This window comes from Vreelandella titanicae (assembly GCF_014697095.1).
GTDB lineage: Bacteria > Pseudomonadota > Gammaproteobacteria > Pseudomonadales > Halomonadaceae > Vreelandella > Vreelandella titanicae.
Map to the genome: position 1 here is coordinate 1,557,469 of NZ_CP059082.1, position 19,850 is coordinate 1,577,318.

General features: G+C 56.9%; 19 protein-coding genes. 14 read left to right on the forward strand and 5 right to left on the reverse strand.

Annotation, left to right across the window (positions count from 1 at the left end):
* The first annotated feature begins 34 nt into the window (after positions 1-34).
* From HZS52_RS07295 to folE2, 4 genes are all read left to right on the forward strand, one after another.
* Entirely contained in the window at positions 35-703 is a 669-nt protein-coding gene (locus HZS52_RS07295; protein WP_190374880.1) for a DUF1826 domain-containing protein, read from the forward strand.
* A gap of 123 nt (positions 704-826) precedes the next feature.
* Positions 827-1,306 (forward strand): RNA polymerase-binding protein DksA, encoded by a 480-nt coding sequence (dksA, locus tag HZS52_RS07300; RefSeq protein ID WP_190374431.1) that lies wholly within the window; start codon positions 827-829, stop codon positions 1,304-1,306.
* Positions 1,307-1,312: 6 nt separating this feature from the next.
* The gene (locus tag HZS52_RS07305) at positions 1,313-2,428 is read left to right on the forward strand and encodes a CobW family GTP-binding protein (protein ID WP_141440509.1); all 1,116 of its coding nucleotides are present in this window, start codon (positions 1,313-1,315) and stop codon (positions 2,426-2,428) included.
* Positions 2,425-3,327, forward strand: coding sequence for a GTP cyclohydrolase FolE2 (gene folE2 / locus HZS52_RS07310; RefSeq protein ID WP_190374432.1), 903 nt, complete (start codon positions 2,425-2,427; stop codon positions 3,325-3,327). The genes HZS52_RS07305 and folE2 overlap by 4 nt, the downstream gene beginning before the upstream one ends.
* Positions 3,328-3,419: 92 nt before the next feature.
* On the opposite strand, the gene HZS52_RS07315 is transcribed toward folE2, so the two are convergent.
* A complete protein-coding gene (locus tag HZS52_RS07315; RefSeq protein WP_190374433.1) occupies positions 3,420-4,160 on the reverse strand; it encodes an HIRAN domain-containing protein in 741 nt (246 codons plus the stop codon).
* 187 nt (positions 4,161-4,347) lie between these two features.
* Here HZS52_RS07315 and HZS52_RS24360 point away from each other — a divergent pair, with 187 nt between their 5' ends.
* On the forward strand, positions 4,348-4,608 hold the full coding sequence (locus HZS52_RS24360; RefSeq protein ID WP_223828079.1) for a hypothetical protein: 261 nt from the start codon (positions 4,348-4,350) through the stop codon (positions 4,606-4,608).
* 36 nt (positions 4,609-4,644) lie between these two features.
* Here HZS52_RS24360 and HZS52_RS24365 read toward each other — a convergent pair whose 3' ends face one another.
* Positions 4,645-5,151 (reverse strand): hypothetical protein, encoded by a 507-nt coding sequence (locus HZS52_RS24365; RefSeq protein ID WP_223828080.1) that lies wholly within the window; start codon positions 5,149-5,151, stop codon positions 4,645-4,647.
* 381 nt (positions 5,152-5,532) lie between these two features.
* Between HZS52_RS24365 and HZS52_RS07325 the strand changes: the two genes are divergently transcribed.
* The gene (locus tag HZS52_RS07325; RefSeq protein WP_190374434.1) at positions 5,533-6,807 is read left to right on the forward strand and encodes an O-acetylhomoserine aminocarboxypropyltransferase/cysteine synthase family protein; all 1,275 of its coding nucleotides are present in this window, start codon (positions 5,533-5,535) and stop codon (positions 6,805-6,807) included.
* Between the two features lie 57 nt (positions 6,808-6,864).
* On the opposite strand, the gene speB is transcribed toward HZS52_RS07325, so the two are convergent.
* The gene (gene speB / locus HZS52_RS07330) at positions 6,865-7,782 is read right to left on the reverse strand and encodes an agmatinase (RefSeq protein ID WP_263366013.1); all 918 of its coding nucleotides are present in this window, start codon (positions 7,780-7,782) and stop codon (positions 6,865-6,867) included.
* A 173-nt stretch (positions 7,783-7,955) separates the two neighbouring features.
* On the opposite strand from speB, the gene HZS52_RS07335 reads away from it, so the two are divergent.
* The 3 genes from HZS52_RS07335 (at position 7,956) to HZS52_RS07345 (ending at position 12,100) form a co-directional block, all read left to right on the forward strand.
* On the forward strand, positions 7,956-8,879 hold the full coding sequence (locus tag HZS52_RS07335; protein WP_190374435.1) for a LysR family transcriptional regulator: 924 nt from the start codon (positions 7,956-7,958) through the stop codon (positions 8,877-8,879).
* A 190-nt stretch (positions 8,880-9,069) separates the two neighbouring features.
* The gene (locus tag HZS52_RS07340; protein WP_009286033.1) at positions 9,070-10,641 is read left to right on the forward strand and encodes a Re/Si-specific NAD(P)(+) transhydrogenase subunit alpha; all 1,572 of its coding nucleotides are present in this window, start codon (positions 9,070-9,072) and stop codon (positions 10,639-10,641) included.
* A gap of 16 nt (positions 10,642-10,657) precedes the next feature.
* On the forward strand, positions 10,658-12,100 hold the full coding sequence (locus HZS52_RS07345) for an NAD(P)(+) transhydrogenase (Re/Si-specific) subunit beta (RefSeq protein WP_190374436.1): 1,443 nt from the start codon (positions 10,658-10,660) through the stop codon (positions 12,098-12,100).
* A 195-nt stretch (positions 12,101-12,295) separates the two neighbouring features.
* Here HZS52_RS07345 and HZS52_RS07350 read toward each other — a convergent pair whose 3' ends face one another.
* A complete protein-coding gene (locus HZS52_RS07350) occupies positions 12,296-13,807 on the reverse strand; it encodes a sensor histidine kinase (protein WP_190374437.1) in 1,512 nt (503 codons plus the stop codon).
* Positions 13,804-14,529, reverse strand: coding sequence for a response regulator transcription factor (locus tag HZS52_RS07355; protein WP_138801177.1), 726 nt, complete (start codon positions 14,527-14,529; stop codon positions 13,804-13,806). The genes HZS52_RS07350 and HZS52_RS07355 overlap by 4 nt, the downstream gene beginning before the upstream one ends.
* A gap of 175 nt (positions 14,530-14,704) precedes the next feature.
* Here HZS52_RS07355 and HZS52_RS07360 point away from each other — a divergent pair, with 175 nt between their 5' ends.
* The 5 genes from HZS52_RS07360 (at position 14,705) to HZS52_RS07380 (ending at position 19,775) form a co-directional block, all read left to right on the forward strand.
* Positions 14,705-15,043: a pentapeptide MXKDX repeat protein gene (locus HZS52_RS07360; RefSeq protein ID WP_190374438.1), complete on the forward strand. Its 339-nt coding sequence runs from the start codon at positions 14,705-14,707 to the stop codon at positions 15,041-15,043.
* Between the two features lie 65 nt (positions 15,044-15,108).
* Positions 15,109-15,990, forward strand: a complete 882-nt coding sequence (locus HZS52_RS07365) for a cytochrome b/b6 domain-containing protein (protein ID WP_190374439.1) — start codon at positions 15,109-15,111, stop codon at positions 15,988-15,990.
* The gene (locus HZS52_RS07370) at positions 15,983-16,783 is read left to right on the forward strand and encodes a molybdopterin-binding protein (protein WP_190374440.1); all 801 of its coding nucleotides are present in this window, start codon (positions 15,983-15,985) and stop codon (positions 16,781-16,783) included. Before HZS52_RS07365 ends, HZS52_RS07370 begins: the two co-directional genes overlap by 8 nt.
* A gap of 198 nt (positions 16,784-16,981) precedes the next feature.
* Positions 16,982-18,748: an ABC transporter transmembrane domain-containing protein gene (locus HZS52_RS07375; protein WP_190374441.1), complete on the forward strand. Its 1,767-nt coding sequence runs from the start codon at positions 16,982-16,984 to the stop codon at positions 18,746-18,748.
* Positions 18,749-18,776: 28 nt separating this feature from the next.
* The gene (locus HZS52_RS07380; RefSeq protein ID WP_190374882.1) at positions 18,777-19,775 is read left to right on the forward strand and encodes an aldo/keto reductase; all 999 of its coding nucleotides are present in this window, start codon (positions 18,777-18,779) and stop codon (positions 19,773-19,775) included.
* The last annotated feature ends 75 nt before the right edge of the window (positions 19,776-19,850 follow it).

Genomic DNA, 19,850 nt, shown 5'->3' on the forward strand with positions numbered 1-19,850 from the left:
GGAGTCATTTATGTCTTCACCTATGTCTTCACCTATGTCTCCAACTACGTCTCCACTACGGCGGCCCACCGCTCAATTGGCGTTGCCAGACCATGCCGCCGGTGATCACGACATCAGCGTGTTGCCGCGTATTTTTGAAGACGCCATCAACATCGCGATCTTTCAGCGCCCGCTGCCCGCCGATATTGCCTTTAGCGCCCAGGCGCAATGCCAAACGGATCGTGCCTGGCAATATAGCTGGCTTGGTCACCCCGATGAAGCCTTCATCGCCGACCTGCGCCGTCACATTCCCGCCCCGGACGCGGCTTCCCCGCTGATTGAGGATATGGCGACGATTGCCGAAGCCATCGCCTTTCTGTTTGACACCCAAACCGTCGGCATTCGCCTGCGCCTGCTCACTAGCGCCATGTGCCCACGCTTTCACTGCGATAACCTCCCCGTGCGCATGGTGATTACCTATTTCGGCCCGGGCAGCGAATGGCTGCCCGAGCACGCCATTAATCGCGAGGGCCTGGGCGCGCCGCACCCCGAGCGATCTGATATCGCAACCGATACCAGCGCTATTCAACGCCTTTCGCCGGGGGACATAGCGTTAATCAAAGGAAGCGGCTGGGTAGGCTGCGAAGAGCGGGGCCTGGTGCATAGAAGCCCTGCGTTAGAAAACGGGAGCAAGCGACTACTCATGACCATTGAGCCTGCTTAATAGCCGCTATCTCAGCAGCTATCTCGACCACTGGGAACGAGCACCGACGAGTGCGGTTATGTCTTGATCAGGGCAATATCGCGAGAACAATGAATGGGTAACCAAAGTATGAATGTGCAACATATGAGTAACCAAAGTACGGATGAAAAGGCGGTCAACGTTGACTGGGAGAATGAGTCATCTGAAAAAGCATGGGAAGCCAAGCTATTAGCCATGCCCACCAGTGACTATATGAACGATGAACAGCTGCAGTTCTTTCGTCATCGCCTACTCGCCGAGCGAAGTGAACTTGAGGTGCACTTAAAAGAGATCAAGACCGCAATTGCCTCCCATGAGCGAGATAGCGATGAAGCGGATCAAGCCTCGTTTGAAGAGGAGTTGCGTCTAGCTCTTCGCCAAGCCGATCGGGAAAGCCGCTTGCTTAGCAACATTGAGGCGGCATTAAAAAGAATTGAGAACGGCGAGTACGGTTACTGCGAAGAGACCGGCGAACCTATCGGGCTCCCAAGGCTGTTTTTTAGGCCTACGGCGAAACTATGCATTGAAGCCAAAGAGCGTCAGGAGAGTAAAGAACACCACTATCGTAAAGCCAGGTGGGAGTGAGCCGTTATGCGGGAGCCACCATTAATCCCGATCAATGTACTGACCGGTTTCCTCGGCAGTGGAAAAACCACGCTACTCAACCGCTGGGTACACCAAACCTCCATGGCCAATACCCTGATGGTGATTAACGAGTTTGGCGCCATCGGGTTGGATCATCAATTGATTACCCAAAGCGATGAGCAGGCGGTGATCGAAATGAGCAGCGGATGCTTGTGCTGCACGCTACGGGGTGACCTTAGTCGCACGCTACAACAAGCATTGGAAGATCTGGAGGCCCAAGACAAAGCCCTACCGTCTCGGGTAGTGATCGAGACCACCGGGCTGGCGTCGCCTACCTCGCTGCTGCAACTATTGATGACGGATCACTGGCTGGCGCACCGCTTTAAGCTGGATAGTGTGGTTTGCTGCGTCGATGCGGCGAACGGCATGGGGACTCTTGATGCACACCGGGAGTCGCAGCAGCAGGTGGCGGTGGCCGAAAAGCTATTAATCACCAAAACTGACCTGGCCAGCGAGGAGACGGTTTCCCAGTTGGCTAATCGACTGGCTCGACTCAACCCAGCGGCTGAGCAGTGGCAGGTAATCAACGGCGAACTTTCGGCGGACTTGTTAGTGGGGGCAGGGCTGGCCCGCCATGCCCCTTATGCCGGCACGGACAACGACGCTCACAAGGACTCCCAGGAGTATCAGGTCGAGAAGTGGCTCAAAGCCGGCAGTTACGCCGTGCATCAAGCCGCTCCTTTAACGCCCAGGCTGCTCACCGGCGCGCCGCTCGGTTCTTATCAGCCCGAAGGCTCCCCCCACAGCGACAACATTAAATCGTTCTGCTTTATTGTTAACGAGCTTATTGAGCCTGAGGTGCTGGAGAATTGGCTGGATATTTTGATGTCGCTAATGGGCGATAAAATGCTGCGCATTAAAGCCATTGTTCATCTTACTGACCGGGATACGCCACTCGCACTGCACGGTGTGCAACATATTTTTCATCCATCCGCGCCGCTGCCCAAGAACAGCGTGGGAGACCGTGTATCTCGCTTTGTATTTATTACCCAAAACGTGACGCCGGAAACAGTGGCTGAGTTGTACCGCTTTTTTCATGCATCCCAAGAGGTAGCCCAATGACTGTTTTAACCCTGCCTGATGTAGCCAGCCAAACCGCCCGCTCTCCGGCCGCTTTGACCTGGGTGGGCATGGAAGGCATCGCACTCCCCATCCGACTAGACAGCCGCAGTGTGACGGCCAAGCTCAATGCAGGGGTTAGCCTGGATGACGCTGATGCACGGGGAATCCATATGTCCCGGCTGTATTTGGCGCTGGCACCGCTTGAAGAAGCGCCGCTGACACTTCAAGCGGTTAAGGACATATTGAATGCATTTTTAACCAGCCAAGATGGCTTATCGCAGCATGCTTATCTAAGCATCGAAGGCGAGCTTCCGCTTAAGCGGCAAGCCTTGATCAGCCCTTTAGCCGGGTGGAAAAGTTACCCCTTCACCTTGCGCTGCCAATTAACGCCCGCTGGCTTTCAGGCTGAACTCGACCTTACAGTGGGGTATTCGTCCACCTGCCCCTGCTCGGCGGCGCTGGCAAGGCAGCTGATTCAGCAGGCCTTTGAGGAAGATTTTGCGGAAATCCCGTTAACCAAATCTGCGGTATCTGCGTGGCTAGGCAGCGAAGAGGGGATACTCGCAACGCCCCATAGTCAGCGCAGCAGTGTCGAATGCAGTTTGCGGTTATCTGAAAGCGAAAACGGAGAATGGCCCCTCGCGGATTTTATTGAAAACTCGATTGACCGTATCGAGCGAGCACTCGGTACCGCGCTGCAAACCGCGGTAAAACGTATCGATGAACAGGCCTTTGCCCTCGCCAATGGACAAAACCTGATGTTCTGTGAAGACGCGGCCAGGCGGCTGGATAAAGCACTACGGCAAGCGCCGGGGGTATCTGGGTTTCAGCTCAAGGTCGTGCATGCTGAAAGCCTGCACGCCCATGACGCGGTGGCGCGCAGTGAGTGGAATTGGTAAACGTGTTTGGACTGTTTCTGGCCTACCCGCGCTATACAAAGCGCAAGCAGCAAGGGGAGCTCCAGATAATGGAGTATTCAGCATCAATGGGTCTAAGCTTGCATTTTTAGCGCTTGAAAGGGTAGGTCGCCTCTTAAAATACGCGTCAGAATATAGACAAGCGGGCGTTCTGATGTCCCGTTGGTGCGAAATACTTCCCCTTCGAGGATCGCGCCTTCTTTTAACATGCGGTGCAGCATGTCGAGGTTTCCTCTCGGGACATAGCCCAGTTTGCACCCAGCGCTTTCGATGCGGATAGCATCAGCATCCACAGGGCTCTCAGGTTCGGGGACAAATTGAACACTGCTGCCTACCTGTAAATCTGTTATCTCAAGCTGTGATTCGTGCCGAAAGCCTGCTATTTCGATTAATACCTCGAAGGTTTCAGGTGGGTTGTCGAAAGGGTGAACAAGTTCAAAACCGTCATTGGGTAGCTTGGCGCCACTGTAACCCAGTAAAGCGAAGTCGCTAATGTTGGCATCCTCTGGGATAGCGCGCAGTTCCAGATAACGCCCAAAATCACGACGACTGCGTGGCGGCAAGCGGCGAGTGAAAGCTTCCAATACTTGATGATTGTGCTCTGCTTGCCTCATAGAAAATGCCGGGTAGCCTCGAAAGCCCAAAAGCTTTGCTTCTGCCATCTCTGAGCTATCCAGGGCATACACCAGAACCACGTTATTGTCCCGCTTGACCAATTCTCCCACTAGATAGCGAGAGCGCATTTTGCTCTCGCGTGCCTGCCAATAAAGCAGCAGCCGGTGTGGTTCCACCAAGTGTTCGATTAAGCGGGTCATATCAGTTCTCCAGAGCCTGTAAAAGGCGCTCTCTCCTTGTCAGAGTCAAAAACGCTATGAAGTCAGCACGTTCTTGGGTAATGGGATGTGGGGTGTCAAAGTAAGTTAAGTCATTCAGGATGTCTCTAAGGTCATCATCGCACCAACGTTGTAAGCGTTCTATCAGTATTGGTCGAATAGCAGGGAATTGCTGACAATACTGAGTAACACCCTGAATAAGCGGCAGGCGCTTTTTGTCGCCTTTGGCTCAGCGCATGTGGTGCTGCCCTCTGTTAAGGTAGGCATTGAATTCATTATGGTCGCGCATCATGCGCTGCATTTTCTGGGGCTGCAACTCGTGACCGAGGCTGGTGCCATTATCAAAGTAGGGCGTGTAACGGGCAGTTGGGCCGTTTTCTCCCCAAATCAATCCCCAATTCTCTTGATGGCGATCAGTGTTGCCAATTAACGCATCAAAACATAGGCAAAGTCCCCAGTATTGTCGCTAATCATGGGTAAGCCATCCGCCTCTCTCTAGCACACGGCTTAGTTCGATAATGGATGTTAAATTATGCTGCCTGCCTTTATCTATATCAAACGCTGGTATAAGCCGTTGCAAGTAATCTACGCCAGCAACATAGCGATCTTCCCTGCTATCGGCATAGCCAATAAACCACTCGTTGACTGTACCTGGCTCGTTTCGAGACGAGTCAAAGGCAACAAAAACGGGTGGTAGGGTAAGGCCCATTAATCGGCCGATATGAAAAGCGATTACCTCCGCCCAATATTGATCGGGGTATCGTGGCTCAGAGCTTTTCGCGCTTTTAATAGCTTCTTTAAATAAATATCGATGTCCAGGAACACAGAAATCATATGGGGCGGGGTCGGGACAGACGCGGAGTGATTTGTCACGAGCGCCTACTGGGAAGACTTCATAATCTTGGTGAACATCCCAGCCTGTGATGTCAATCACCTGGTCTGGTCGTTGATGAATGTCTTCACGGTTAATCATGGTGTCATTCCTCTTCACCTGAAAATAAAAAAGTCCTCCCGTAGCTTCACCATATTGCAGATCAACTGATCGAGGGCACGATACCTTTAACCTCACTTAAACACTAAATTAAACATATAGCGTACAACCATGAAATACCCTCAGACGCCGCAAGGCGGAGGAATAAAACGCTTCGTTAGATGCCTAGCGTAGCCAGGGATACAGCTTAAGGTTGTGCATGCGGGAAGCTTGCACGCCAACAATGCAGTGGCGCGCAGTGAGTAGTGTTGGTTAACGTGTGTGGGCTCGCTTGGCACCGGAGGGCGAACGATTGTTGGCCTTCCTCGCAGCGCTTGTTTAGGATCAATAGCGGATCTCAACAAAAAATAGCGAGCCGTTCTCATGAAGCCAGAAACCATTGCCCTCCACCATGGCTATTCGCCTGATTCACAAAACGCCGTGGCGGTGCCGATTCATCAAACCACGTCGTTTTCCTTCGATAATGCGCAGCACGCGGCGGATCTCTTTGATCTTAAAGTCGAAGGAAACATTTACTCGCGCATTATGAACCCGACCTGCGCCGTGTTGGAGCAGCGGGTAGCCGCGTTGGAAGGCTGTATCGCCGGGCTAGCGGTGGCATCGGGAATGGCAGCGATCACCTATGCGATCCAGACCATTGCTGAAGCGGGCGATAACATTGTCTCGATCAGCGAGCTGTATGGCGGTACCTATAATCTGTTTGCCCACACCTTGCCGCGCCAAGGCATTCAGGTGCGTTTTGCCGATAAAGACGATATTGATGGCATCGAAGCGCTGATCGATGAGCGTACCAAAGCGGTTTTCTGCGAAAGCATTGGTAACCCCTCGGGTGGCGTGGTCGACCTAACAAAGCTCGCCGAAGCGGCGCATCATCATGGGGTGCCGGTAATAGTCGATAACACCACGGCGACGCCGTTCTTATGTCGGCCGATTGAGCACGGGGCGGATATCGTTGTCCACTCGGCGACCAAATATATCGGCGGTCACGGCACCACGGTGGGCGGTGTGATTGTTGATTCGGGCACCTTTCCCTGGGCCGAGAATGCCAGCCGTTTTCCGCTGCTCAACGAGCCTGATGTCTCCTATCACGGTGTGAGCTATACCCGTGATGTGGGCGATGCGGCCTTTATTGCCCGCGCCCGCGTGGTGCCGCTACGTAATATGGGGGCGGCGCTCTCTGCCCAGGCGGCCTGGAACCTGCTCCAGGGGTTGGAAACGTTGTCACTACGGATTGAGCGTATCTGTGCCAATGCCTTAGCGGTTGCCAAGCATCTGGAAAGCCATCCGTTGGTCACCTGGGTGCATTATGCTGGCTTGGAAAACCATCCGGATCATGCGCTGGCCCAGCGTTATATGAACGGCCATGCCTCGGGGATTCTTAGTTTTGGCATTGAAGGTGGGCAGGCCGCTGGTGAGCGCTTCTACGATGCGCTGGCGCTGATTCTCCGCTTGGTGAATATCGGCGATGCTAAAAGCTGCTCTTCCATTCCCGCCTCTACCACGCACCGCCAACTCAACGAGCAGGAGCTAAAAGCCGCTGGCGTCACGCCGGATATGGTGCGCCTATCGATCGGCATTGAGCATATCGACGATCTGCTGGCGGATATTGATCAAGCGCTGGCGGCCTCTCAAGGATAGTCTGTTCCGCCCCCGCCATCTCAATACCATCAGCCTAGAGATGGCGGAGGCTAACTGTTAAACGCCCTTAGATGCCGCCAGGGTATACAAAAATTCAAGCCCCAGCGTCGCGGCGGCAAGAGAGGTAATGTCGCCGTGATCGTAGGCGGGGTTCACTTCCACCACGTCCATACCGACCAGTTCCATGCCTACCATGCCACGGATCACTTTCAGCATCAGGTCGGTGGACATGCCACCGCACACCGGCGTGCCGGTGCCGGGGGCGTAGGCGGGGTCGAGGCCATCAATGTCCAGGCTGACGTAAGCGGGATGATGACCCACTTTGGCGCGAATACGCTCCAGTACAGCGGCTGCACCGTGCTCATTGACCCAGTCCGCATCCAATACCTCGTAAGGGTGGTTGTGGCGGTCGTAGCTTGTGCGAATACCTATTTGCAGCGAGTGCTCAGGCACCACCAAGCCTTCTTTTAAAGCGTGGTGAAAAATAGTGCCGTGGTCAAAGCGCGTGCCTTGCTCGTAGGTGTCTGTGTGGGCGTCAAAATGGATCAGCGCCAGCGGGCCGTGCTCTCGGGCGTGGGCGCGCAGTAGCGGCAGGCTAATGTAGTGGTCGCCGCCCAGGGTAAGCATCTTTTTACCCGCGCTTAACCAACGGTTGGCGTGAGTCTCCAGGTTATCGACCAGACTTTCGGGCTCACCATACGCGTAATCAACGTTGCCCGCATCGCACACCTTGAGACGCTCTTCCAAAGCAAAGTCCCATGGCCAGCGCTTGCCTTCCCAGATCAGGTTGGCGGTACTTTGACGAATAGCATTCGGCCCCATACGGGTGCCCGCACGGCCAGAACAAGCAAGGTCAAAGGGCACGCCACTCACCACCACGTCGGCATCGGTTGCCTTAGGATCCGATGCTTTTGCTACGCCCATAAAGGTAGAAATCACATCGCCATAAAGGCTGGGCATGGTTTGTGCGGACATAGCTTGTGCAGACATAGCTTGTGGGTGGGTCACCGGTGTGCTTCTCCTTGAGTGCTGGATTATCGCTGATAGTCGCTGGTGGGCGAATGAGAGGCAGACAATAAGCAATTCCTGGTGATAAATTAAATGAATGTTTAGAATTTAATCATTCGTGGTATGAATAATGAGAAGCTATGCGCTCGCTACGCCATTTCGACCTGAACTTGCTACTGGTATTTGAGGCGCTGATGCGCGAGCGTCACGTCACTCGCACGGCAGAAACGTTGCATTTAAGCCAACCCGCCTTGAGCCATGCCTTAAAACGGCTGCGTGAATCGTTGGATGATCCGCTACTAGTGCGTACCGAAAACGGTATGCAGCCGACACCCCGGGCACTCGCGCTGCTGCCCGTGGTGCAACAGGCGCTAGCGATGCTACGCCAAGGGCTTACGCCCCCCGCAATGTTTACGCCTGCCAACAGCACGCGACGCTTTACGCTCGCCACCACGGATTACTTTGAAGAGGTCATGTACCCGCTCTTTTTAAGTCAGCTGCTGGCCTATGCGCCGGGCATTAGCTTTTCCATTGAGCTGATTACCCCAGATGTGCTGAGTGAGGGGCTGGAACAGCGCCAAATTGATATGGTGGTAGGGCTGGATAGCCAAAGCGCGCTGCCAAGCGGCGTGATTCAGACTCCCTGGATGGATGAGGAACTGGTCTGCCTGGCTGCTACCCATAATGTTCGCGTGGGCGATGTACTGAATATTGGTCAGTTTGCGGATGCGCTCCATGTGGAGCTGGCGGATATTAGCGGCCTGCGCCCCAGTAATATCGATAACTGTCTTGTTCAACACGGCTTAACCCGCCGGGTCATCTCTAAAAACCTCAACTATATCGCCGCGGCGCGGGTGGTGGCGCTGACGGAAGCGATCATGACGCTCCCACGTCAAATGGCTGAACGGTTCGTTGCTATGCTGCCGGTGCGTTTGGTGGAGCCGCCTAAAGAGCTCCCCGCACTAAAAATGACGTTGATTCAGCATGGGCTCTATGCCAATGATCCTGCTAACAGGTGGCTCTACCAGGTGCTTACTGAGTTTGCTAACGACTTTAGACGTTAAGGGAACCATCATGCACACTAGTGGATGTTGTAATTAAACAACCCTGTTGTATCAAAGGTTGAATAGTATCTGGCAGCCACCCCGTTAGATCCTAGACTGCTATTAAGGCGTTATCACGGACGCCGTTAAAGGTGCAGGGCCCATTGAGCAACTGCGGCACTGCAATAAGGTTAAGCAAGGGAGAACAAGAGTGAAAATAGGCGCACCGAAAGAGAGTGCCCGGGGGGAAGCGCGCGTCGCGCTGACCCCTGAGAGCGCGAAGCAGATCCAAAAACTGGGCCACGAGTGCTTGGTAGAAACCGGCGCTGGCTTGGCAGCGGGCTTTAATGACGACACTTATCGTGATGCAGGCGTTACCGTCGTGGACGGGGCTGATGCGCTCTGGAACGACGCTGAGGTGGTCATTAAAGTCCGAGAGCCCTCTGATGAAGAGGCCGAGCGGCTGCGGGAAGGCCAAACCTTGATTGCCTTCTTCTGGCCAGCGCAAAACGAAGCGCTGCTCGAGAAGTGCAAGTCCCAGGGCGCCACCGTTATTGCTATGGATATGGTGCCGCGTATTTCACGGGCGCAGAAAATGGACGCGCTCTCCTCCATGGCCAATATCGCCGGCTACCGGGCGGTGATAGAGGCGGGCAACAACTTTGGCCGCTTCTTCACTGGCCAGGTAACGGCGGCAGGTAAAGTGCCCCCGGCCAAGGTGTTGGTCATTGGCGCTGGCGTGGCGGGATTGGCGGCGATCGGCACGGCCACCAGCCTGGGCGCCGTAGTGCGCGCCTTTGACGTACGCCCCGAGGTCTCTGAACAAATCGAATCCATGGGCGCGGAGTTTCTGTTCCTCGATTTCGAAGATAGCCAGGACGGTTCCGAAAGCGGTGGCTACGCCTCGCCCTCAAGCCCGGAGTTCCGCGAAAAGCAGCTTGAGTGTTTCCGCGAGCAGGCGGCCGATGTGGACATCGTGATTACCACCGCGTTGATTCCCGGCAAGCCCGCACCTAAGCTGTGGTTGGAAGATATGGTCGAGGCCATGAAGCCGGGCTCGGTGGTGATCGACTTAGCGGCTGAGAAAGGCGGCAATTGCGATCTCACCAAGCCAGACGAGCGGGTGGTGTCGGATAATGGCGTGGTGGTGATCGGCTACACCGACTTCCCCTCGCGCATGGCAACGCAATCATCGCTTCTCTACGCCACCAATATCCGCCATATGTTGACCGATCTGACGCCCGAGAAAGACGGCGTGATCAATCATAATATGGAAGATGACGTGATTCGTGGCGCTACGGTGACTCACGGTGGCGAAATCACCTTCCCGCCGCCGCCCCCTAAAGTGAAAGCGATTGGCGCGGCCAAGCCGAAAAAGAAAGAGAAGGAGCCCACGCCGGAGGAGAAAAAAGCCGCCGAGCATGCGGCGTTTAAGGCGCAAACCAAGCGTCAAATCGGATTGCTGGCTGTCGGCGGTGCGCTCATGCTGCTGCTTGGCCAGGTGGCGCCGACCTCATTTATGCAGCATTTTATTGTCTTTGTGCTGGCCTGCTTTATCGGCTTCCAGGTGATTTGGAACGTGAGTCATTCGCTGCATACGCCTTTAATGGCGGTGACTAACGCGATCTCGGGCATCATTATTCTCGGTGCTATTTTGCAGATTGGCACGAGTAGCGTGATCGTGGGCATATTAGCGGCGATTTCGGTGCTGATCGCGTCAATCAATATTGTGGGTGGCTTCCTGGTGACACGCCGGATGCTGGCCATGTTCCAAAAATCTTAAGCGGCGGAGAGACGATATGTTAGGACAAGGATTCGTATCTGCCGCGGCAATCGCGGCGAGTGTGCTGTTTATTCTGTCGCTGGGCGGCCTGAGTAACCAAGAAAAAGCCAAACGAGCCGTGTGGTACGGCATTGTGGGCATGGCGGTGGCGGTGTTCTTTACTGCTTTAGGCCCGGGTATTGGCGGCTACTGGTGGCTGATTCCGATGATGGTGATTGGGGCAGGCATCGGCGTGTACGTAGCGGGCAAGGTCGAGATGACCGAAATGCCCCAGCTAGTGGCGGCGCTGCACAGCTTTGTCGGTTTAGCCGCGGTGTTTGTGGCCTGGAGCGCGGACTTAGAGCGCCGCCGAGTCATGGCGGCGCAGGCAGTGGATGGCGCCGTACAGGAGTTTTCCGCTTTTGCCGCGCTGGTGGCCACCAAGGCCCCAGACGAACTTACCTTTCTGCAAATTGAGGTGGTTTTCGCCATCTTTATCGGCGCGGTGACCTTCACCGGCTCGGTAATAGCGTTTGGCAAGCTGGCAGGTAAAGTCGACGGTAAACCACGCCAACTGCCCGGCGGCCATTTGCTCAACGCCGGGGCGGCCGTGCTGTCACTGCTATTGGCGATTTTGTACCTCAATGGCGCAGGCTTCTGGACGCTGCTAGTGCTCGCAGCGCTGGCGTTCTTTATTGGCTACCATCTGATTATGGGTATTGGCGGTGCCGATATGCCGGTGGTGGTCTCCATGCTCAACAGCTACTCCGGCTGGGCGGCGGCGGCGGTCGGCTTTACGCTCTCCAACGACCTGCTGATTGTCACCGGTGCGCTGGTGGGCTCCTCCGGTGCGATTCTTTCTTACATTATGTGTAAGGCGATGAACCGCAACTTCGTCAATGTGATCCTAGGCGGCTTTGGCGGAAGCACTGGGCCTGCGGCAGAGATCGAAGGCGAGCAGGTGGCGATTGACGCCGGTGGTGTAGCGAGTGCCCTGAACGATGCCGATAGCGTGATTATCGTGCCGGGCTACGGCATGGCTGTGGCCCAGGCGCAAAGCGCAGTGAGCGACCTGGTGCGTAAGCTACGTGCAGCGGGCAAGACCGTGCGCTTCGGTATTCACCCGGTCGCGGGCCGCTTGCCAGGGCATATGAACGTACTGCTGGCGGAAGCCAAGGTGCCTTACGATATCGTGCTGGAGATGGACGAGATCAACGACGATTTCCCCACCACCGACGTGGTGATCGTGATCGGCTCCAACGACATCGTTAACCCGGCGGCCGAGGAAGACCCCAATAGCCCCATCGCTGGTATGCCGGTATTGAAGGTATGGGAAGCCAAGCAGGTGTTCGTCAGCAAACGCGGCCAGGGCACCGGCTACTCCGGTATCGAAAACCCGCTGTTCTTCAAAGAGAACACGCGGATGTTTTATGGCGATGCCCGGGATAGCCTGAATACACTGCTGCCGTTGATTGATTAGGCCTTTGCATCTTAGCTACCCATGCAACTTAGCTAGACGCTAGGTTACTAAGAGCCATTAAGTACTGAGCCCGCGAGCAATCGCGGGCTTTTTAGTTGCGCGACTGCCCATGGATCGATGCCGATCAGTTCGGCGTCCATGTCGCGTTTCCTCCAGCGTATTAACCGCATAGCGGGCGAGACGAGTGCCTACTCGTCAGCCCAGGCGGCGAGGGCGGATTGCTCTCTCATCGAGTATCGTCTTCGGCAGCGTGAACCAGATACAGGTGCCTTTTCCCGGTTTGCTCTCGATGACGAGTTGGGACTCGTGGCGCTTCAGCACTTCGGAGACGATGGCGAGTCCCAGCCCGGTGCCTTCACCCCGCTCACGTCCAATCGTGGTGCGATAGAAGCGCTGTGAGATAAGGGGGATTTCTTTTTCGGGGATGCCGACACCGGTATCTCTGACCCCGATCTTGAGCCGGGTATCGTCGAACTCGAGAATCCGGATCGAGACCGTGCCGCCGGTGTTGGTGGCGGTGATGGCGTTGTCGACCATATTGGTCAGCGCGTGATCGATCAGTTCGATGTCGGCGGAGACCTCGGCTATCGCCGCCTGGTTCTCCACACGAAGCTCGATGCCTTTCTCCAGCGCGCGAGGGTGAAATTTACCTAGAATGTCGTTGGCCAATTCGGCGAAGGAGAACGTGCTTGGGCATAGCGGTCGGCCAGCGATATTGGCGCGAGACATCTGAGAGAGCTGGTCGGCCAGCTGGGCCAGTCGTTCCACGTTGGCGCGAATGGCGTCCAGACCGCTGCGTGTTTCATCGTCGAGAGGCCTGCGATCCAACTGCTTGGCATAGCCTAACAGGGAGGTCATCGGCGTGCGGAATTCGTGGGACAGGTTGGCGATGAGTTCCCGACGCTGGCGGTCGGTATCGTGCAGCGCCTCGACCTGGGCTTCGATGGTGGCCGCCATGTCGTTGAAGGCACGCCCGAGCCGGCCGATTTCGTCGTCGATTGACTCGGGACTGCGCTGCCGGTAATCGCCCTCGGCAAAGTGTTGGACGGTGCGGGTCAGCCGGGAAAAGCGGCGCGTCAGAAAAGCGAAGAGGGCGAGCCCCACCGCCAGCGTCAATGCCAACGCCACGCAGCCTGCGATGAGCAGCGTGCGCGAGATGCTGCTCGTCTGCCAGATGTTGGCCATCGAGACGTCTGTGTTCGCCTCCAGTTGCACCATCAGATAGCCCGATTGCTGCTGCGGGCCGTAGGTGATCGGGGCAACCGAAAAAACGCCCTCGTCGCCCCGGCAGGGCATGTCTGCGTAGACCGGCAGCATGGGCATGTCGGAAAGCAGTTCGTCGATAGCATCCCGGTCGATTCGCCGGCCGAGTCCACAGCGGTCGGGGCCGTAAGCGCCAACCACCGTGCCGTCGGTGTCGAGCGCGTAGAGCGAGAGCGCCGGATTGATGGTCATGACCTGCTCTACGGCCGCTAGAGTCGAGGGGGCGTAGACGCCGTCGTCGAGCGAATCCTGCAGTACGCGGGTCAGGTGATGGGCCATGTCGATCTCATTGCGCTGCAGCCATTCGCGTCCCAACTGGTTGAACTGATCGACCGCCACCAGCGTGGTCGTGGTGGAGAGTGCGATCATGCTCACCAGATAGACGAACACGATGCGCGCGAACAGGCTGCGGTAGGTTCTGCGCAACGATTGGCCGAGGCTCATGGGGCGTTCTCGTCGGAGACTGATGCCGGGGCGACGGTGGCGTCGGTGAACCGATAACCGGTGCCCCATACGGTGAGAATGTACTCGGGCCGCGCCGGGTCTGGCTCAATCTTGCTGCGCAACCGATTGATGTGCGTATTGACGGTGTGATCAAAGCCGTCGAATTCCGGGCCCCATACGGCATCGAGCAACTCGCTGCGGGAAAATCCCTTACCAGGGTGGCGGGCAAAGAACACCAGTAGGGCGAACTCCCGGGTCGTGAGTTGAATCATGTTTCCGTCGAATTTGACGCTGTAACCGTCGATGTCGATCTCCAGCGCCTTTATCTTCATAAGCGTCGACGACGTACGCTCCTCCATCGCCTTTCGACGACGCAGAAGCGCTTGGATTCTCGCCAATAGGATGTCGGTGTCGAATGGCTTGGTGATGTAGTCGTCGGCACCGATTTCCAGACCGACGACCACGTCCCGCGTTCCGGCGAGTGCCGTCAGCATGATGATCGGAATGGTGGCGTCGTGAGTGCGAATGTCTCGACACACGGCGAGACCGTCGATGCCCGGTAGCATCAGATCAAGAACGACGAGCGAGGCATTCCGCCATCGATGCAAGGCTTCTTCCCCGGTCGAAACCCAGGTCGGCTGATGGCCCGCCTGTACGAGAATGCTCGTTAATAGCCGGCCGATATCGGGATCGTCCTCGACGCAAAGTATCGGGCACGACATATCGGATCTCCTCTAAGTGAGCTGTGAATCCTAGCCCAGTGTACCTCGTCAATCATCACGGAAACGTTATCACCGAACGTTATGATTCTGTGATGATTGAGCTGCAATTCCTGTTTATCTTGGGCAAGCCGTGTCGGACCGGACACGGTTTGCCTAGATAAATCAGGAGAGCATCATGACCCGCACGACACCCAAATATCTACTCGCCTTGAGTGCTGTACTGCTGAGCAGCGGCCTTGCCTTCACCACGCTCGCCAGTGCCCAGACCGACAATATGTCCCAGGACTCGATGAGTCAGGACGGCATGAGCCACGATGATGGCATGAGCCACGACGATGGCATGAGCCACGACGATGGCATGAGCCATGACGACGGTATGAGCCACGACGACGGCATGAGCCATGACGATGGCATGAGCCACGACGACGGTATGAGCCACGACGACGGCATGAGCCACGACGATAGCATGAGCCATGACGAAATGAGCAGCGACTCCATGGAGCATGCCAACTAAAAGTTGCGGTCCGGCAACCAGGCGCTGTCTGGTTTGCCGGACGCCTTCGTTTCGAGGTCAATATCATGTCTGAGTCTGTCAAAGCTACGATCGATAGTGACTCGACCGGTAATGTGCCCGGTGCGCCGGTCACACGAGTGATCAAACGACATACGTTGGCGACTCGTCTGTGGCATTGGACGAATCTTGTCTGCCTGGTCGTGTTGCTGATGAGCGGTTTGCAGATATTCAATGCACACCCCGCGCTTTATTGGGGGGAGCAATCCGATTTCGCCAACCCTTTCATCGCGATACATGCGCGCACCGCCGAAGATGGCGAGCGCATGGGCGTGGTTCGCATCGCTGGGCAGGCGTTCGACACCACCGGTGTACTGGGGCTTTCCGATGACAACGGCCAGCTACGCGAACGGGCCTTCCCCCGCTGGGCGACGCTGCCGGGGGACAAGTGGCTGACGATGGGGCGCAACTGGCATTTTCTGGCTGCGTGGATCTTCGTGCCGCTGGTTGTAGCGTATCTGCTCTATACCCTGCTGGTGCCCCAACGACGACGGGCGCTGTTTCCAACGTGGGTGCAGTTGAAGAACATTCCGCGGACGCTACTTGATCATGCGCGGCTGCGTTTTCATCACGAAGCTGACTACAACGGTATCCAGAAGCTGACCTATCTTCTGGTGCTGTTTGGGTTGCTGCCAGTAATGATTCTGTCGGGGCTGACCATGGCACCCAGTGTCAACGCCGCCTGGCCGTGGCTCACCGAACTTTTCGGCGGACGACAGAGTGCTCGCACCTTTCATTTTCTCTGTGCAACGGCCCTCATTGGCTTTTTCGTCGTGCACATCGCGCTGGTGCTGGTATCCGGCGTTTTCAACAACCTGCGCTCGATGGTAAGCGGTCGCTACCGTATCCAGGTAGAAGCGCATGACGGATCGGAGCCGAGGCATGACTGACTCAAACACCAGACTCTCGACATCACCAGAGCCTGACCGCGCTCGACGGCGACTACTGGGTGGCCTGTGCGCGTTGGGGGCTGGCACCTTCCTCACCGGTTGCGATCGACTGTCGGAAAGCGCACCCGTGCGCGCGGCGCTGAGTAACGTCGAGCAACTCTCTTACAAGGCCCAGCGTCTGATCGCCTCGCGCCAGGCACTCGCCAAGGAGTTCGACGAGAGCCAGATCGCGCCGGTGTTTCGTCCCAATGGCACCACCAATCCGCAGGAGGATTACTATCGTGCCTGGGTCGAAAATGGATTCGCCGACTGGCGTCTGACCATCGACGGGCTGGTCGAAGAGCCGATGACGCTGTCGTTGCCGGCGCTTCGGGAGATGGCCTCGCGAACCCAGATCACTCGTCACGATTGCGTCGAGGGTTGGAGCTGTATCGGGCAGTGGACCGGCGTTCCTCTGGCGGATCTGCTTGATCGGGTGCGTCCGGCAGATACCGCGCGCTTCGTGGTTTTTCACTGTGCAGATCACACCTACGGTGGGTCGGATCTGTATTACGAGAGCCTTGACATGATCGAGGCGTATCATCCGCAGACGCTGCTTGCCTACGATCTCAACGGCGAACCGCTACCGGTGGCCAATGGGGCGCCGATCCGTCTGCGCGCCGAGCGTCAGTTGGGTTACAAGCAGGCCAAGTACGTGATGCGCGTCGAACTGGTGGAAAGCTTCAAACAGCTCCACGGCGGCAAGGGAGGATATTGGGAGGATAGGGGCTATGACTGGTGGGCGGGCATCTAGGCGACGGCCGGGCCTGATCTTGGTACTCGATACGGTAAGAGGGCTTACACGTTCTTCATGAACCATCGTCTACCTAACGGTACGTACGGTGGTGTGCGAGGACGGGGGAGGTAACTCCCCTGCTACTCGATTCTGTGCAGGGCACTGCTACTCCTGCTATGGTCGAATACCCCCCTTATGTATTGAGCAATCGCTACTATGAATCAACGCCCCAATCCCCGAGTGCTGCTGCGTTTGTTGGGTTTACTGCGCCCCTACCGCATGCGGTTGGCTCTGGCTGGCCTAGCGCTACTCATGGCATCGGGAAGCGTGCTACTGCTGGGGAATGGGCTGCGCTTAATCATCGACCGCGGTTTTCTGGACGCGGATGCGCAGGCGCTAGCGCAAACACTGGCCTTTATGCTGGTGGTAGTGGCTGTGCTGGCGTTTGCCTCCGCACTGCGCTACTACCAAGTGACCTGGATTGGCGAGCGCTTGGCTGCCGACCTTCGCCAGCGAGTGTTTGATCATTTACTCACTTTAGAACCCAGCTTTTTCGAGAGCGCAAGCGACGGCCGCGCCGCGGGGGAAATTGCCTCACGGCTGACGGCGGACACCAGCGTACTGCAGAGCCTGTTTGGCTCCTCGGTATCGCTGGCGCTGCGTAATCTGGTCATGCTGGTGGGCGCCGTGGTGCTAATGCTGGTCACTCAACCGTGGCTCTCGGCAATGGTGCTGATTGGCATCCCAGCCACTCTGCTGCCCATCGTGTGGTACGGCCGCCGGGTGCGGCGGCTTTCGCGCACCAGTCAGGATCGCGTGGCCGAACTAGGTCGCTATGCTGAGGAGGCGCTGAGCGGTATTAAAACGCTCCAGGCATTTACCCACGAGGCGGTGGATAAAAGCCACTATGGCCAGCGGGTTGAACAGGCCTTTGGCAGCGCCGTAGAGCGCACCCAGCAGCGCGCCTGGTTAACCGGTGTCGCTATGCTAGTGGTGTTTACCGCGGTTGGCTTAATGCTCTGGCAGGGCGGTCAGGCGGTGCTAAACGGAACCATGAGTGCGGGCGAGCTATCGGCGTTTATCTTTTACGCCGTGCTGGCAGCAGGGGCCATTGCCACCCTGGCCGAGGTGGCAGGGGATGTACAGCGTGCGGCAGGCGCTGCCGAGCGCTTATTGGAGCTGCTCGATACCCAGCCCGCTATCCAGTCGCCCGCACATCCGCAGAGCCTGGCAAGCCCTTCGCGTGGTGAGATTACCCTGGAGAACGTCACCTTTACCTACCCTGGTCGGGAAACCCCAGCGCTGAACGGGTTTGATCTACATATCAAGCCGGGAGAACGAGTAGCGGTGGTGGGGCCTTCCGGGGCGGGTAAAAGTACGCTCTTGGCGCTGCTGCTGCGCTTTTATGACCCTCACCAGGGGCGTATCAGCCTCGATGGTGTCGATGTTCGCACCATAGACCTCGCTGACCTGCGCAATGCCATGGGGTTAGTGGCGCAGGAGCCGGTGCTGTTTAGCGGCTCGGTGGCCGAGAATCTTCGCTACGGAGACCCCGAGGCTGATATCGATAGATTGCGCCTTGCCGCTCAGGATGCCAGCGCCCTCGACTTTATCGATGCGCTGCCCCAAGGTTTTGACACGCCCCTAGGCCCCGGTGGTGTGCAGCTCTCCGGCGGCCAGCGTCAGCGGCTCGCTATTGCTCGGGCGCTGCTCAAAAATCCTGCGGTACTGCTGTTGGATGAAGCCACCAGCGCCTTGGATGCGGAGAGTGAGCGGCTGGTGCAGCAGGCGCTGGATCGACTGATGGTGGGGCGCACCAGCATCGTGATCGCCCACCGGTTGGCGACTGTCATCGCCGCTGACCGCTTGCTGGTGCTTGATGGTGGGAAACTGGTAGCGGCGGGTACCCACGCTGAATTAATCACCACCAGCGCGCTCTATCGTCATTTAGCCGCGTTGCAGTTTGGCGGTGAAACGTTATAAAACGATTCTTTTAATGATGGGAATACCGATGTCGAGCTTCTTTCAGCGCCTTAGTGCCGTAAATGCCCCCTCGATTGGTCTGGGCTGTATGAACCTCTCCCACGGTTACGGCAGCATTGTGCCGGAAAGCGCAGCCCTACGGGCGCTGGATGAGGCCTTCGATATGGGCTATCGCCACTTCGATACCGCCACGCTGTATGGCGCCACGGCCAATGAGAAAGTGGTCGGGCGCGCCCTGGAGGGAAAGCGGCACCAACTCTTTCTGGCCAGTAAATGCGGCATGGCGATGGACCCTGAGTCAGGCAAGCGGGTCATTGATGGCCGCCCGGAAACCCTGCGAAAACAGTGCGAAGCGAGCCTTGCGCGCCTGCGTACCGACCATTTAGATCTCTACTACCTGCACCGCTTGGATCGCCAAGTCCCCATTGAAGAGAGCGTGGGTGCGCTGGGGCGCCTGGTGGAAGAAGGCAAGATTGGTGGTGTGGGGTTATCTGAAATTTCTGCGCTAACGCTGCGCCGCGCGGTCACCGAATATCCCATTGCCGCGGTGCAGTCGGAATACTCGCTGTGGACGCGCAACCTGGAAATCGCCCTGATCGATGCGTGCCGCGAAGTGGGAACTGCCCTGGTGGCGTTTAGCCCGTTGGGAAGAGGCTTCTTAACCGGTGCCATTCAGGATCCAGCGCGCCTAGAGGAGGGCGATATACGCCGTCACATGCCGCGCTTCAGCGCCGACAACTACCCGCATAATCTAAAACTATTTGAACATCTTGCGTCGCTGGCGCGGGCCTTAAATGTCACGCCGGGGCAGCTGGCACTGGCGTGGTTGAAGGCCAAAGGCGACGATATTATCCCCATTCCCGGCACTCGCTCCGCTGACCACATGCGCGAAAATTTAGCCGCGGAAACGCTGCACCTGGATGTCACCAGCTTGTCTCAGTTGAATGCCATGATGATGCCAGACCAAGTGGCAGGCGCCCGCTACAGCGAGGCCCAGCAGGCAGATATCGACACCGAAGAATTTTAACCACTGTAGCGCCAGCAGACTGCCGATGTATAAAAGCTATTAGATCGGTCACAAAAAGCAAATTGTGCCTATGAG